The sequence below is a fragment of the Streptomyces sp. NPDC051940 genome, assembly GCF_040680895.1.
Lineage (GTDB): Bacteria > Actinomycetota > Actinomycetes > Streptomycetales > Streptomycetaceae > Streptomyces.
In genome coordinates this window covers 1-15,293 of sequence record NZ_JBFAXR010000169.1, presented here as the reverse complement: position 1 = coordinate 15,293, position 15,293 = coordinate 1, and the positions used below count along the sequence as shown (strand labels likewise).

Genomic DNA, 15,293 nt, shown 5'->3' with positions numbered 1-15,293 from the left:
GGAGGGCATGGGCGTGCGGTCCATGCCGTACCTGGTGACGACCCGGATCATCGCGGGTGTGGTGGCGATCGTGCCGCTGTACGGGATCGCGGAGGGTTTTCGGGGGCGTGACCCCGCCGGAGGCGTTTAGCATCCGGCGCATGCGTCTGATCAAGTACACCCACTCCTGCGTGCGGCTCGAAGCGCCCGACGGCCGCGTGCTCGTCATCGACCCCGGTGTCTGGAGCGAGCCGCGCGCCCTCGACGGGGCCGATGCCGTTCTCGTCACCCACGAGCACGCCGACCACGTCGACGTACTGCGGCTGGCCGGTCTCGCCTCACAGACCGGCGTGCCGGTCTACGCGCCGGACGGTGCCGCGCTGCCCGGTGTGGACTTCGTCCCCGTCTCCCCGGGGGAGGTCTTCGAGGCCGCCGGCTTCCGGGTCGGCGCGCACGGCGGGAGGCACGCGCTGATCTACGGCGGTCTGCCCGACTGCGCCAACCTCGGCTACCTCGTCGACGGCGCCGTCTACCACCCCGGCGACTCGCTCCACGTCCCGGACGTCCCCGTCGAGACCCTCCTCGTCCCCCTCCAGGGGTCCTGGATGCGTATCGGCGAGGCGATCGACTTCGTCCGGGCCGTACGCCCGGACCGCGCCTTCGGTATCCACGACGCCCAGGTCAACGAGCACGGGCTCGCGGGCGCGAGCGGGTGGATGGAGGAGGAGTGCGGGGTCGACTACCGGTGGCTGGCACCGGGGACCACCGCCTGACGGCGCCGCGCCCTACCCGTCCGTAAACAAGTGTGACCCCCACCACTGGACTCGGTGTCAGCAGCGGGGCACGCTACGGCCCCATGACGACAGGGGAACCGGGCGCGCTGCCCGAGGGGTTGGGGGACGCCGTCCGCGGGACCGCCGCGGACATCGGCGCCGTACTGAGGGGGATCGGCGACACCGGCCGGCCCGTACCGCGCCTGACCTGGACCGTGGGGGAGACCGCCGCGCACCTGGCGCAGGCCAACGAGCTGATGGCCGACCTCGCCGCGGGCAGACCCCGGCCGCACGGCGACGGCACGCCGGGAAGCATCGCGCGGGCCAACGAGGAGGGCCTGCGGGCGTTCCCCGAACGCCGCGCGGAGCCGCTGGCGGCGATGATCGAGGCCCAGGCCGAGGCACTGCTCGCGGCGGTCGGGAGCCGGACGCCCGGCGGAGTCGGGGCCGGCCCCGCCCGGGTCGTCACCCCCATGGGCGAGTTGGACCACCCCGTCCTGGCCGCCTATCTCCTCACCCACATGCTCGGCCACGGCTACGACCTCGCCCGCGCCGCCGGCCGCCCGCACATGATCGACCGCCGACGGGTCGGCCTCACGCTGCCGTTCCTCGTCGCCGCCATGCCCCGCACCCTCAACGAGCACGCGGTCGCCGGACTCACCGCCCGCTACGCCCTGCGCCTGCGGGGCGGCGGCGGTCTCGGGGTCACGGTCGAGGACGGCCGGCTGACGACGTCGCTGGAGCCGCCGGCCCGCCCGGACTGCACGATGCTGATGGAGCCGGTGACGTTCTTCCTCGTCGCGCTGGGCCGCGCCAACCCGTGGGTCGCGGTGGCCCGCGGCCGCATCCTGAACTGGGGCCGCAAACCGTGGCTGGCCCCCCGCTTCCCCTCGTTCTTCACCGCGCCATGAGCGGGGTCTTCACCCCGGCCTGAGCGGGGTCCTCACCCCGCCCCGAGCGGGGTCTTCACCCCGCCCTGAACGGGGTCTTCACCCCGCCCTGAACGGCGTCCTCACCGCCCCCCGAGCCGCGTCACGCCGAAACGCAGCCGGGCCCGCGCCCTCGACGGGCGCGGGCCCGACCGCTACGGACGGGGCCTGACCGGTGCCGCGGCACCCCCCGTCCCGCCGGTCACTTCCGGTACGACCCCACGTAGCCGGCAGCCGGCGTGCCGACCCCCGTCACCGCGTCGTAGCCGGTGACCGCCGGCAGGGAGCTGTCGTGGCCCAGCCCCCGCAGCGACGTGAGGAGGCCGCCCGTCGCGTCCACGCTGTTCGCGTAGTCCACTCGTACGACCGCCAGCTCCGTGTCCGGGCCCAGCGGGTGGTCCGTCACGTCGTGGAGGCCGGCCGAGCCGTAGCGGGCGTAGATCGCGGGGTTCGCGAAGCCCAGCGGGGTGCCGCCGGACGCCTGCTGCGCCAGCGCCTGTACGGCCGCGATCACCGGCGCCGCCAGCGAGGTGCCGCCGATGCGGTACTCGCTGTACTGGTACGAACCGTCCGGGAACTGCTGGGTCTGACCCACCAGGAAACCGGTGTTGGGGTCCGCGACCGCCCCGATGTCCGGCACCGTGCGCATCGCGGCGCCGCCGTTGGCGGTGGCCAGCGCGTCCGGGACCACGCCCCGCTGGTAGTCGGGCTGCGCGACGGCCTTCGACGTACCGCCGCCCGCGCCGGAGGTGAACGCACCCGGGAAGCCGTCCCAGCTCTTGCCGTCGGCCGAGAGCACGGACTTCTGGGTGCCCCAGCCGGTCTCCCACAGGTACGAGTCGCCCTTGCCGACGGCCAGCGAGGTGCCGCCCACCGACGTCACCCAGGCGGAGCTGGCGGGGACGTCGACCTGCTTCGTACCGGTGGAGGCGACGTTGTCGCCGTCGTCGCCGGAGGAGAAGTAGAAGCCGATGCCCTCGGTGGCGCCCAGCTTGAAGACCTGGTCGTAGGCGGCCGCCGAGTCGGCGGTCAGGTTGGCCTCGACGTCGCCCCAGGAGTTGGAGACGATGTCGGCCAGCCGGTTGTCGACGATCTTGGTGAGGGAGTCGATGAGGGCGTCGTCCATACAGGACTCGGCGCCGACGTAGACGATGTTCGCGTCCGGGGCGACCGCGTGCACCGCCTCCACGTCCAGCGACTCCTCGCCGTACCAGCCCGCCGCGTCGCACTCCTTGACGGAGCGGTAGTGGCGCGGGTTGGACTGGGTGAGCTGGCCGGCCCGGTAGGGCTGGTCACCGTTGGCGGCGGCGTACTGCGCCGCGTCCTGGGCGATCGTCGGCGAGGCGTAGGCGTCGGTGATGGCGACGGTGACGCCCTTGCCGGTGTACTCGCCGGCGCCGTACACCGAGCGCAGCTGCCTGCCGGTGTAGCCCTTGACCGCGTACGGCTGGTTCGCGCCGTACGCCTGCGGGAGGGAGGTGTCGGTGTTCTCGCCGTGGTACGCCGAGAAGGGGCCGGAGTTCTTGAACACCGGGCCCGGCTTCGGCAGCTGGCCGTCGTGCCTGACGCTGCGCGGCGCGTCGCTGAGGCCGGTGACGGTCAGTACCGCGCCGTCGAGCGATGCCGGTACGGAGGCCGTACGGGCGGGGGCGCGGTAGGTGTGGCCCTTGCGGGCGTAGTCGTGCAGCTCGGTGCCGAACGCCCGGCCGGCCGCGGCGGCGGTGCCGGTGACCTCGAGGTAGTGCGCGGTCCGCGCGGTGATCCTCAGGCCCGCCCCCTTCAGCCAGGCGGTGACGGCGGCGAGCTGCTCCGGGCTTGCGCCGAAGCGGGCCTCGGCCTGCGCCGGCGTCAGATAGCGGCCGTACTGCGCCGACTTCGGGTCGGAGACGGCCTTGGCGTAGGCGGTGAGCCCGGCGGCGTCCCGGCCCGCGAGATAGACGCGGACGGTGAGCTGCCGGGTCGCGGCGGTCTCGCCGTGGTCGGCGGAGGCCGTGGCCCACTGCGGGTGGGTGCCCTGCAGCACGTCCCTGCCGCCGTCGCCCGTGTCGGCGGCGGCGCCCGGTATGCCGAGGGCGAGCGCGCCCGCGGCCAGCGGCAGTGTCACTGCGGCCGACAGCAGAATGCGCGCCCGTGAGCGGTTTGCTCTCATGGAGTCCCCTGCGTTGCGGATTACTTGATCCGCGCGATGCGTGCGCGCACACATACATGCACGCTGCACGCATCGCGCCAGGGGAACTCTCCCGCCGATCGGTTCATGACCGGTCCATGGCGGCGTCAAGATGCGATCAAGGGATCCCCAGGAGTTGGTATCCGCCTGCCCGCCGGCACCGCGGGGTCAGCCCTTGATGAAGGCCAGGAGATCGTTGTTGAACTCCTGCTCGAAGGCGCCGTTGAGGCCATGCGGGGCACCCGGGTAGACCTTCAGGGTGGCGTTCGGCAGCAGCTTCGCGGCCTTGAGGGCGGCGGCCCCGATCGGGACGATCTGGTCGTCGTCGCCGTGGGCCACCAGCACCGGGATGTCGATGGCCTTCAGGTCCTCGGTCAGGTCCGTCTCGGAGAACGCCTTCACGCAGTCGTACGCCGCCTTCAGGCCGACCTGCATGCCCTGCAGCCAGAACTCGCGCCGCTTGCCGTCGGAGACGGCCGCGCCCTCGCGGTTGAAGCCGTAGAACGCCTCGCTGAGCCCGTAGTAGAACTCCGAGCGGTCCCCCGCCACGCCCGCGCGGATCCCGTCGAACACCTCGATCGGGGTGCCCTCGGGGTTCGCGTCGGTCTGCAGCATCAGCGGGGTGATCGCGCCCAGCAGCACCGCCTTGCCCACCCGGGCGGTGCCGTGCCGGCCGAGGTAGCGGGCGACCTCGCCGCCGCCGGTGGAGTGGCCGACCAGGACCGCGTCGGTCAGGTCGAGCCGCTCGATCAGCTCGGCCAGGTCGTCGGCGTACTGGTCCAGGTGGTGGCCGTCCCAGGTCTGGGTGGAGCGGCCGTGCCCGCGCCGGTCGTGGGCGATGGCCCGGTAGCCGTGCGAGGCGAGGAAGTTGAGCTGCCCGTCCCAGGCGTCCGCGTTCAGCGGCCAGCCGTGGCTGAAGACGACCGGGCGGCCGGTGCCCCAGTCCTTGTAGAAGATCGAGGTGCCGTCCTGGGTGGTGATGGCGGGCATGGCTTTCCTTTCGTAGTGCTTGGTCCTGCTGTGGGGCTTGTGTGTCTGGTGGTATGTCGGGCTGTCGGGCCGTGGTCAGTCGGTGGGCCGGTGGGGGGGCCGGGCCCAGACCGTTGCGGGTGAGGAAGTCCAGTGCGGTGTCCGCGACTTCGCGCCAGCCGTGGTCGGCGGGCAGGGAGTGGCCGCGGTCCGCGAAGGACTTCCACTCGGTGACCCCGGGGTTGCGGCCCTGGATCCGGTACGCGGCGCGGACCGTCGCCTCCGGCACGGTGCGGTCCTTGGCGCCTGCGACGAGGAGCAGCGGTCCGCGGTCGGACCGGGTGTCCACGGCGGCCTGGCTGCGCGGGGCGAGGTTGGCCAGGCCGGCCTGGAACAGCGGACGGGCGGGGGACGGGATCGTGAACCGCTCGTACAGCTCGTCGGACTCCGCCCGGGGGACGGCGCTCGCGAACGCCGCGGCGTACGAGTCGGCCGTGTGCGCCCAGGTCTTGGTCCGCAGCCACGGCCTGGTGAGGACGGGGGCCGCCGTCCTCAGCTGCACGAGGGGGATGCCGAGGATCCCCTTGAACTGGGCGGGTGCCAGGCACACCGCGCCCCGGGCCAGTCCGCTGCCCAGCAGCTTCTGGGCGATGAGCCCGCCGAAGGAGTGCCCGATCACGACGGGCGCAGTGGGCAGCGTTTCGAGATACGCGGCGTAGTGGTCGGTGACGTCGCCGATGCCGTGGCCGGCCACGGCGTGCGGGTTCGCCCGCGTCTGCGCGGGCGTCGCGGCGTCTCCGGGCCAGCCGGGGGCGGAGGCGTCGTAGCCGCGGCTGTTGAAGAGGTCCACCCAGTTCTGCCAGCTGCTCGCGTGCATCCACAGGCCATGGATGAACACCACGGGGATCTGCCGTGCCTCGGCCATGGACGTCCTGCCTTCCGGGGGGTGTGGATGCGGTCTGGTCCTCAGCGTCGTCGCCGCCGGTCGTGCCGCGCATCGGTCGGATGACTGCACCTCCCAGGGTGTGGTCATCCGACCGATGTGCCGCCTGTCCACGCCGCCGACGCTGTGGAGGACCCTGCAGACGGGGGATCCCCGAGGAGGACCGGTGCCGTTGCTCGCTGTCGGGCGGGAGAGGAACGCCGACGTGGAGCTCTATTACGAGGACGTCGGCGACGGTCCGCCCGTGGTGCTGGTGGCGGGATGGCCGTTCGGCCACGCCTGCTGGGAGCCGCAGGTGGGGGCGCTGGTGGCGGCGGGGCTGCGCGTGGTGACGTACGACCGGCGCGGCTTCGGCGGGTCCACGCGCGCCTGGAGCGGCTACGACGGCGAGGGGCAGGCGGCGGATCTGCGACTGCTGATCCGGCACCTCGGCCTGCGCGGCGTCACGGTCGTCGGCCATTCGTCGGGGACGGCGGAGGCCGCCCGCTGCACGGCGCGCCTCGCGGCCGGGCGGGTGGCGCGGCTGGTGCTGGCCAGCCCGGTCGTGGTGCGTCCGGGCAGCGAGCTGGTGGCGGACCTGCTGGCCGCGGCCGCCCGCCATCGCATCGCGATGCTCGACGACGTACTGCGGCGCTTCTTCGCCGTACGGGGGGAGCCGGCGCTGGACGAGCCGACCCGCGCCCATCTGCTGCACGTGGCGGCGGCGGCCTCGCCGCGGGGGACGGCGGAGATCGTACGGGGGTGGTCGGACCGCGCCCTGGCGGTGGACCTGGCGCGGCTGCGGGTGCCTGTGCTGGTGCTGCACGGGGCGGAGGACGCGTTCATGCCGTACGCGTCCTCGGGCCGCTGGGTGTCCCGGACGGCCCCGGCAGCGCGCACGGTACTCCTCGCGGACGCCCCGCACGGGGCACCACTCACCCACGCGGAGGAGTGGACGGCAGCGGTCCTCCACTTCATCAGGACCACCCCCTGACCCCGGTCACCGAACCACACGGCTTCTCTTTCCCAGTGCCCTGGGGGCCCCCGGGGGCTGGGACCGAGGCCAGGGCCAGGGCTGGGGCTGGGGGCTGAGGCCGAGACCGAGGCCCGGGGCTGAGGGCTGAGGCCGCGGACCGAGGCCGCGGGCCGGGTGACCAGGGCCGGGGCCGCGGGCCGCGGTCGGGGTCGGGGCCAGGGGCCGGGGGCATGGGGCAGGGGGCATGGGGCAGGGGCGGAGACGGGCCGGGGCCTGAGAGCTGTCTGCCCTCCCCCACCCCGCCGGCGTCTGCACGCGCCACCCCCTGCGGGTCCCCGGCTCCGGGCCTGACTAGCCCCCCGGCAACGGGCACGCTAGCCCCCGGCAACGGGCGCGCCGGCCCTCTCAGCGGGCCCCCGGGCCCGAGGCCCACGAGAGCTGTCATCCCGCCCGCACCACCGGCCGACTCACCCCGAAGGCCCCGGCTCCTGGCCGGACGAGCGCCCCCGGCAACGCGCGCACCAGCCCCCTCAGCGGGCCCCACTCCCGGGGCCCCCGGGGCCGGAGGCCCCGGAGTCCGTCGCAGCCCCGGCGGAGGTGGTGAGCGCGTCGCGCAGGGCTGAGCGTGAGGTGATGCCCAGTTTGGGGAAGGTGCGGTAGAGGTGGGCGCCGATCGTGCGGGGGGAGAGGTGCAGGCGGGAGGCGATCTGCTTGTTGGTCAGGCCCGTCGCGGCCAGGCGCGCCACCTCCAGCTGTTGTGAGGTCAGCCCCGGCGCTTCCGCCGGGCGGCGCTGCCGCAGCACGGCCACCCCCGAGGCCCGCAGCTCCTGCTCCGCGCGGCGGTGCCAGGCCGAAGCCCCGATACGGGCGAAGACGTCCGCGGCGCGCCGGAGTTCGGGGCGGGCGTCCCCGGGGCGGCGCAGCCGGCGGAGCAGTTCGCCGAGCGCCAGCCTGACCCGGGCGTGGTCGAAGGGCCACCGCTCGGTCTGCGGCAGCGCGAGCGCAGTGCGGAACAGGCCCACCGCCTCCGCACCGGAGGCGGTCAGCGCACGGGCGCCGAGGACGTGCAGCCGCAGCCGCGGCGTGAGGTCCGCGAGGGACGCGGCCTCGGCGGCGGCCAGATGGGCGCGGGCCGCATCCGTACGACCGGTGCGGACGGCCGCGTCGACCAGGTCCAGCACCAGCCACGGCGCCGCGAGGCGGTGCGGCGCGAGGGTGCCCGCGGGGCTGACGCGCTCGCACTGCAGGTACGCCGTCTCGTAGTCGCCCGCCGACAGCGCGGCCAGCGCCAGGTTCCGCGCGGACAGCGTCAGGTGCAGCGTGCTGCCGCGAGGCGCGGCCCACTGCTCGACGGTCCTGCTGTACGCGCGGGCGCCGGCCACGTCCCCGCGGGCCGCCGCGATCCGGCCCAGGGCGCAGCGCAGGTCGTGGGCGGGGAGCTGGAGGTCGTGCCGTACGCACAGCTCCAGCCCGGTGTGCGCGGCCTGTTCGGCCGCCCCCCACTCGCCCGACAGGAAGTGGTCGTGCGCCGCGAGCCAGTAGCCGGCGGCGTGCGTCACGGCGCCCGCGCCCCGCTGCCGGGCGACGAGGTCGCGGACGTGCGCGCGGTAGTCGTGCAGCAGGTCCAGACCGGCCGCCGCCCGGCACAGCTCGACGACCTGCTCCGGCGGCGGGTCGGCCGGGAGCCCCGCGAACGCCTCGTGCAGCAGCGGCGCGAGTCCGTGCCCGGTGCGCGGCAGGTCGTCGAGTACGCCGTGCAGCAGCCGGGTCCCGGGACCGGTGCTCCGGCCCTGGGCGGTGATGAGGGCGCGTACACGCGCCCAGTCCCGCGGGTCCTGGGTGCACGCGGCGGCCAGGACGCGCGCCTCCACGGCCCGCGGCGTCTCGTACGAGGACGGGACCCGGTCCAGGAGGCGGCGGGCACCGGCGAGATCACCGTCACGCAGCATGAGGACCCGCGCCCGGGTGGCCGGGCCGGACACGTCGGTGGAGGACCCGACGGGCCCGGCCGCCGCGGCGGCCGGCTCGCGCGGGCGGCCCGAGAGATGCCCCGCGTACCGCTCCGCCAGGACGGCGTGGGCGGCGCGCAGTTCATCCGGTGCCGCCAGCAGCAGGGCCGTGCGCAGTCGCGGCGACAGCGCCGCCGCCCGCCGGGCGTGGCCGGCTTCGAGCCGCGGGGCCTCCTCGCGGGCGATCGCGGCGGGCAGCTCGGCCAGCGCCAGCGGATTGCCGGCCGCCTCCCCCAGCGTCCGCTCGCGGACCCACTGCTCCAGGCCCGGATGGAGCCGGTCCAGCAACTCCTCGGCGTCCGGCCTCCCGAGAGGCCGCACGTCGAGGGTCCCGACGCCGGGCGGCATCCGGTTCGCCGCCCCCGGCGCGCGCCGGGCGAGGACCGCGCGGAGGTCGTACGCCTCCAGCCGCAGCAGCACGAACATGAGCACCTCGGAGGTGGGGCCGTCCACCCGGTGCGCGTCCTCCACCGCGACGAGCACCGGCCCGTCCTCGGCGACGGCGGCCAGCAAGGCGAGGGTGGCGACAGGGACAGCCAGCGGGTCCGGCGGCGGTCCCTCCTCGAAGCCGAGCACCCGTCGCAGCACGGTCCGGTGGTACGGGCCGACGCGGTCGGCGTACGCCATGACCGGCGCGAGCAGCTGGTGCAGCCCGGCGAACGCCAGCCGGGCCTCGCTCTCGTGCCCGCAGGCGCCGAGGACGCGCACCCCGCGCTCCCGGGCGTAGCCGGTGCAGGCCCGCAGCAGGGCCGTCTTGCCGGTGCCCGGGCCGCCGTGCAGCACGAGACCGGCCGGCGCGCCCGGCGCGCGGTCCACCATGCGGTGCAGTGCCCGGAGTTCGCCGCTTCGGCCCACGATGTCCATACGCTCATCGTCGGCCGCCGCGGGTCTGAGTGCTTAGGTCATGTGACCGGTCGTCTCCAGCGCCCCGCGCAGCTGCGCCCGGGAGGTCACGCCGAGCTTGGGGAACACCTGGTAGAGGTGGTAGCCGATGGTGCGCGGCGACAGCAGCAGGCGTTCGCCGATCGCCCGGTTGGTCAGCCCCTCGGCGGCGAGCCGGGCGATCTGGAGTTCCTGCGCGGTCAGCTCGCCCACCCCGCCCGCGGCCCGCTCACCGGGGGGTGCGGTGACGCCGCAGGCGCGGAGTTCGGCGCGGGTGCGGCTGATCCAGGGGCGCGCGTCGAGCCGTTCGAAGACGGTCAGCGCCTGGGCGAGCAGCCGGCGCGCCTCGGCGGTACGGCGGCGGCGCCGCAGCCACTCGGCGTAGTCGAGACGGGCCTGCGCCCGCTCGAAGGGCCACTGGTCGCCGGCGGTGCCGTCCAGGGCCGCCGTGAAGTGCCGTTCGGCCTCCCCGATCGGGGACAGCAGGGCGCGGGCGCGCCGCGTCAGCTGGCGCAGCCGGGGGGACATGCCGTCCCCCAGCCTTCGCTCCGCGGCCTCGACGATCTCACGTGCGTCGTCCGTACACCCGGTGCGTTCGGCGGCGGCCGCCAGGTCGGCGAGGCCCATGTACGCGTAGTGGTAGTGGGCGGGCGCGGGGTCGGGGCCCTCGCCGAACAGCCCGCGCAGGTGCTCGTACGCGCCCGCGTAGTCCGCGTCGACGGTCGCGGCGGTGGCCAGCACCAGGCGTATCCGGACGTCGTGGCCGCGGCTGCGGGACAGATCGGCTCCGGCGCGTACGGCGTCGAGCCGGCCGCGGGCGCCGGCGGTGTCGCCGCGGACCGCGTACAGCATGGCCTCGAGGAACCCCGCCGAGGTGGCGGCCATCTCCAGTCCGCTCTCGGCGGCCGTGCCGTACGCCTCCCGTGCGGTCTCCCCCGCGGCGTCCCACGCGCCGCTCTCGAACTGCGACAGGGCCAGCGCCTGCGCCACGGTGGCGTTGGTGCCCGCGGTCGTGGTGCTGCGCAGATGGTCCATCGCCCCGCCGAGGACCCGCACGGCGAGGTCCGTCTCGTCGAGGGCCCAGGCGGCGGCGCCGAGCGTGACCAGTTCCGGCAGGGTGAGGCCGGGCGCCTGTGCGGTCTCCCGGAGCAGGCGCAGCCGCTCCGCGCGGTCGGTGAACGGGTCGCAGGCGATCCACGTCCACAGCCAGGGGGCGCCGGTCCCGCCCCGTTCACCGATGGTCCGGGCTATCCGCAGCGCCCGGCGGCGGTACGTCTCGTCGCCCGCGTGGTAGACGACGGTCGCCGCGGTGCTGAGCGCGGCCAGGGCCTGGTCCGGCGCGGTGTCGGCGGCGGCCTCCGCGATCGGCAGCAGGAAGTCGAGGCAGGCCGCGTGGCGGGTGGTGACGGCCAGCGCCCAGCCGGCGCGCAGCGACGCCTCCGCCAGCAGATGCGGGTCGTCGGTCGCCGCGACGGCCTTGGCCGTGATCGCCTCGACCCAGCGGGGCCGGCCCGCGTACATGGCCATGCTCGCCGCGTCGACCAGGCGGCGGGCGTGGCATTCGGGATCCGGGGTGAGCATGGCGGCGCGTTCGAGGGCCGCGGCGGCGGCGTGGTAGCCGCCCCGGCGCCGGGCCCGGTCGGCGGTGGCGGCCAGCAGGCCGGCGATGTCCTCGTCCGGTGCGAGGGTCGCGGCGGCCAGATGCCAGGCGCGCCGGTCGGGGCTGCCGTGCAGCGCGTCGGCCAGGGCCAGATGGGCCGCCCGGCGCTCCTGGAAGGTCGCCGTCTGGTAGACGGCGGAGCGCATCAGCGGATGGCGGAAGCCGATCCGGCCGCTCGCCAGGCGCACCAGTCCGGCGTCCTCGGCGGGCCCCCACGGCGCGGCCTCGCCGCCGGGGAGGGCGCCCGCGGCGGTCAGCGCGGCGGGCAGGTCGGCGTCACCGGCCGCGGCGACGAGCAGCAGGACGCGCCGGGTGGCGGCGGGCAGCCCGGTCAGCCGCGCCGCGAAGACCTGCTCCAGCCGGGCGCTCAGCGGCAGGTTGCCGGCGGCGCCGTCCGGCGGGGCGTCGCCGAGTCCGGCCGTGGACCTGGCCAGTTCGACCAGGGCGAGGGGACTGCCGGCGGCCTGCCGCAGGATCCGCTCGCGCAGCTCCCCGGCCGGCGGCTGCGGCTGGCGGTCCAGCAGCAGCCCGGCCGGATCGTCGGCCAGGGGCGGTACGTCCATCCGGACCGCCGGCGCCGCGAGGCGGTCGGGCACGGCGCCGGTGCGGGCCGCGGCGAGCACGCGGATCGGCTCGTCCGCCAGCCGCCGGGCCACGAACGCGAGCGTGTCCAGCGAGCCGTCGTCCAGCCAGTGCGCGTCGTCGACGACCAGGCACAGGGGCCGGCGGGCCGCCGCGTCGGAGAGCAGGGTCAGCGCGGCGAGCCGGATGAGCAGCGGCTCGGCGGGGTTTTCGGCGGCTCCCGGCGCCGCCTCGTCGGTGGCTCCCGCCGCTTCTTCGTCGGCGGTTCCCGGCGCCGCCTCGTCGGTGGCTCCCAGCGCCTCGTCGGTGTCGAGCCCGAACGCCGCCCACAGCGCCGCGCGCTGCCGGCCGGGCAGGTCGTGCGCCTCCTCCAGCACCGGGCGCAGGAGCTGGTGCAGCCCGGCGAACGCCAGCTCGGCCTCGCTCTGGTCGCCCCGCGCCCGCAGCACCCGCAGCCCGCGCCCGCCGGCCGCCGCCACCGCGGCGTCCAGCAGCGTGGTCTTGCCCGCGCCCGGCTCGCCCGCCACGAGCAGCAGCCGGTCCGGGTCCGGGGCGTCGCCGGCCAGGAAGGCACGGATGCGGGCGAGCTGCTGCTCCCGGCCGACTATGCCGCCGCCCTCCGGGTCCGTATCGAAACCGCGCGCCACGCGCCCTCCCGCAGATCAGTCCGAACGACCCGCCCGGTCCAAGCCGGGCGGGTCGTCCCCAACCTACAGAAATCAACACAGCGACGGGATTCGGGCGGACCCCGTCCGGGCCGTCCCGGAGGGTCCCGGTGGCCCGCTCAAGGCCGCGAAAAGCAACTTACCGACTCAATCAACTGTCGTTACTTTGCGAGGTGTTGGCGTACGCCATACTGCCTCCGAGTTGACCAAGGTCGCCCTCCGCTCGCAGGTCCCATCACCCAGGGAGAACTGTGCCCAACACGGCAAACGACGTCGCCTCTCTCGTCGCTCACCGCACCTCGGCCACCGCCGACGCCACCGCCTTCCACCTCGTCCGGTCCGACCGGACCGGCGGGTCACTGACCTACGGGGAGCTGCAGCGGCGCATCTGGCAGGTCGCCGCCATGCTGGGCGACCTGGGGCTGGAGCCGGGAGCGAGGGTACTGGTGAGCGCCCCTCCCGGCTTCGACTATCTGGCCGCCTTCCTGGGGAGCCTGCACGCCGGGTACGTGGCCGTGCCGGCGTATCCGCCCCGGGGGTCGCGGCACGACGAGCGGCTGGCGGCGATCGTGCGGGACGCCGCCCCCGCCGTCGCGCTGGGCACGGCGGACGCGCGGGACCGGGCGCGGCGCGGCGGGCGGATCGACCTCACGTGGCACACCACCGAGGAGGCGGCCGACCACCCGGCCGCGGACCGCGCGTTACGGACGGCGCCGGACGGCGTCGCCTTCCTGCAGTACACCTCGGGCTCCACCGGAGCGCCCAAGGGCGTGGTCGTGACGCACCGGGCGCTGCTGGCGAACATCCGGATGATCGCGGAGAACTTCGCCCTGACCGCCGACGACGTCGCCGTCAGCTGGCTGCCGCCGTACCACGACATGGGGCTGGTCGGGGGCCTGCTCACGCCCGTGTACGCGGGGGTGCCCTGCGCCCTGATGGCGCCGACGGCGTTCGCCCAGAACCCGGCGGACTGGCTGCGGGCGATCAGCCGGTTCCGGGCCACCGTCAGCGGCGGCCCCGACTTCGGCTACCGGCTGTGCGCGGACCGGGTCGCCGACGAGGAGCTGGAGGGGGTGGACCTCGGCTCGTGGCGGCTCGCGTTCACCGGGGCGGAGCCCGTACGCGCCCGCACCGTCCGCCGGTTCACGGACCGGTTCCGGCCGTACGGATTCCGCGCGTCCGCCGTCCACCCCTGCTACGGACTGGCCGAGGCGACCCTCATCGTCTCCGGGGCGCAGGTGGGCGGGCCGGTCGTGACGCGCTCCGTCGACCCGGACGAGCTGGCGCGGCACCGCGTCGTCGAGGTCGCGGACGGCGGCGTGGACCTGGTGTCCAGCGGCCGCCCGCTGTGCCCGGTGCGGGTGGTCACGCCCGACGGCGAACCCACCACGCAGGTCGGGGAGATCCGGGTGGGCGGCGACGGCCTCGCCGACGGCTACTGGGGACGGCCGCAGGAGACCGCCGCCGCGTTCCCCGGCTCCCAGCTGCGCACCGGTGACCTGGGCTTCCTGGCGGACGGCGAGCTGTTCGTCACCGGCCGGGTGAAGGACGTCGTCATCGTGCGGGGCCGCAACCTCTACCCGCAGGACGTCGAGGATCTGGTCACCGAGGCGCAGCCGGCCGCCGGCGCCGTCGTGGCGTTCCCGGTCGGCGGGGGGTCCGGTGCGGACGGCGACGGGCTCGGTGTGGCGGTCGAGGTGGACCGGCACGCCGGGCCCGAGGCGGTGCAGGCCGTGCTGGACTCGGCACGGCGGGCCGTCGTGGAGGGCTGCGGTGTCGCCCCGGAGGTGATCGTGGCGGTGCCCCGGGCGTCGCTGCCGCGGACGTCGAGCGGCAAGATGCAGCGCGGCCTCGTCCGGCAGCTGTGGGAGGCCGGGGAGCTGACGACGCTCGCGGGCGTCGCCGCGGCGGCGGCCGGGGCGGTCGCGGCCGGTCTCGATCCGGCGGTACGGGAGACGGCACTCGACGTCCTCGGGCCGACGCCCGCCGACGTACCGCTCACGCAGCTGGGCCTGGACTCCCTGGCGGCGGCCCGGTTCGTCGCGGCGGCCCGGCGGCGCGGGGTGCGCGTGGACGTGGCGGAGCTGCTGTCGGGCGCGTCCCTGGCCGAACTGACCGTGTCCCGGCCGGACTCCGGCACGGCAGCGCCGGACACCCCGGGCACGGCAACCGCGGCCAGGCCCTTCTGGCTGCACGAGCAGATCACGCCGGACACCCCCGCCTACACCACCGCCGCCGCCGTACGACTCCCGGCGGACGTCGACCACGAACGCCTCGACGAGGCGCTGCGCACCCTGCTCGAGCGGCATCCGGTGCTGCGCGCCCGGTTCGCGGGCCCGGAGCCGGCGGTCACGGTCGACCCGGTCCCCGGGAGGGTGCTGCGCCTGGCGGACGAGGTCGGCGCGGACCGGCTCGACGGCCGGCTGACCGAGCTCGCCGCCGTACCGATGCCGATGGCCGGGGGCGGGCTCGTACGGGCGACGCTGGTCCCCGTACGCGGTGCGGATCCCGTGCTGTTGCTGCTGGCGCACCACGCGGTGGTCGACCTGTGGTCGGCCGGCGTCCTGCTGGCCGAGCTCGACGCGGCCTACCGGCGCCGCGAGTTGCCGCCGCCCCCGCAGGCCCGGCCCGGCGGGCCCGGCACGCGGGCCGACCCGGACTGGTGGCGCGAGCGGCTCGCCGGGATCGCCGGCCGCGCCGCACTGCCCGCCGACCGGCCGGTCCTAGGGCCCGGATACGGCGAAAGTCCGTGGCGGTGGAGGATCCCGCCGACGTAAGCT

The 15,293-nt window shown here is 75.7% G+C and carries 8 protein-coding genes and 2 pseudogenes; 5 read left to right on the top strand and 5 right to left on the bottom strand.

Going from position 1 to position 15,293, the window contains the following annotated elements; genetic code table 11:
• The 3 genes and pseudogenes from AB0M28_RS36575 to AB0M28_RS36565 form a co-directional block, all read left to right on the top strand.
• Nucleotides 1-88, top strand: a pseudogene (locus AB0M28_RS36575) (ABC transporter permease); the annotation flags it as partial.
• A 52-nt stretch (nt 89-140) separates the two neighbouring features.
• Complete coding sequence (locus AB0M28_RS36570) at nt 141-752, top strand: MBL fold metallo-hydrolase (RefSeq protein ID WP_365414478.1); 612 nt, start codon at nt 141-143, stop codon at nt 750-752.
• Nucleotides 753-835: 83 nt separating this feature from the next.
• Nucleotides 836-1,663: a maleylpyruvate isomerase family mycothiol-dependent enzyme gene (locus tag AB0M28_RS36565; protein WP_365414476.1), complete on the top strand. Its 828-nt coding sequence runs from the start codon at nt 836-838 to the stop codon at nt 1,661-1,663.
• A 220-nt stretch (nt 1,664-1,883) separates the two neighbouring features.
• Here the strand turns inward: AB0M28_RS36565 and AB0M28_RS36560 are convergent, their stop codons facing one another.
• From AB0M28_RS36560 to AB0M28_RS36550, 3 genes and pseudogenes are all read right to left on the bottom strand, one after another.
• Nucleotides 1,884-3,830, bottom strand: coding sequence for a S53 family peptidase (locus tag AB0M28_RS36560; RefSeq protein ID WP_365414474.1), 1,947 nt, complete (start codon nt 3,828-3,830; stop codon nt 1,884-1,886).
• Nucleotides 3,831-4,016: 186 nt separating this feature from the next.
• The gene (locus AB0M28_RS36555; protein ID WP_365414472.1) at nt 4,017-4,838 is read right to left on the bottom strand and encodes an alpha/beta hydrolase; all 822 of its coding nucleotides are present in this window, start codon (nt 4,836-4,838) and stop codon (nt 4,017-4,019) included.
• A 199-nt stretch (nt 4,839-5,037) separates the two neighbouring features.
• Nucleotides 5,038-5,694 (bottom strand): annotated as a pseudogene (locus AB0M28_RS36550) (alpha/beta fold hydrolase); the annotation flags it as partial.
• A 232-nt stretch (nt 5,695-5,926) separates the two neighbouring features.
• Between AB0M28_RS36550 and AB0M28_RS36545 the strand changes: the two are divergent.
• A complete protein-coding gene (locus AB0M28_RS36545) occupies nt 5,927-6,733 on the top strand; it encodes an alpha/beta hydrolase (RefSeq protein ID WP_365414471.1) in 807 nt (268 codons plus the stop codon).
• A 512-nt stretch (nt 6,734-7,245) separates the two neighbouring features.
• On the opposite strand, the gene AB0M28_RS36540 is transcribed toward AB0M28_RS36545, so the two are convergent.
• Nucleotides 7,246-9,588, bottom strand: coding sequence for a LuxR family transcriptional regulator (locus AB0M28_RS36540; RefSeq protein WP_365414469.1), 2,343 nt, complete (start codon nt 9,586-9,588; stop codon nt 7,246-7,248).
• A 33-nt stretch (nt 9,589-9,621) separates the two neighbouring features.
• The gene (locus tag AB0M28_RS36535) at nt 9,622-12,495 is read right to left on the bottom strand and encodes an AAA family ATPase (RefSeq protein WP_365414467.1); all 2,874 of its coding nucleotides are present in this window, start codon (nt 12,493-12,495) and stop codon (nt 9,622-9,624) included.
• 269 nt (nt 12,496-12,764) lie between these two features.
• On the opposite strand from AB0M28_RS36535, the gene AB0M28_RS36530 reads away from it, so the two are divergent.
• Entirely contained in the window at nt 12,765-15,290 is a 2,526-nt protein-coding gene (locus AB0M28_RS36530) for an AMP-binding protein (RefSeq protein ID WP_365414466.1), read from the top strand.
• Nucleotides 15,291-15,293: the final 3 nt, after the last annotated feature.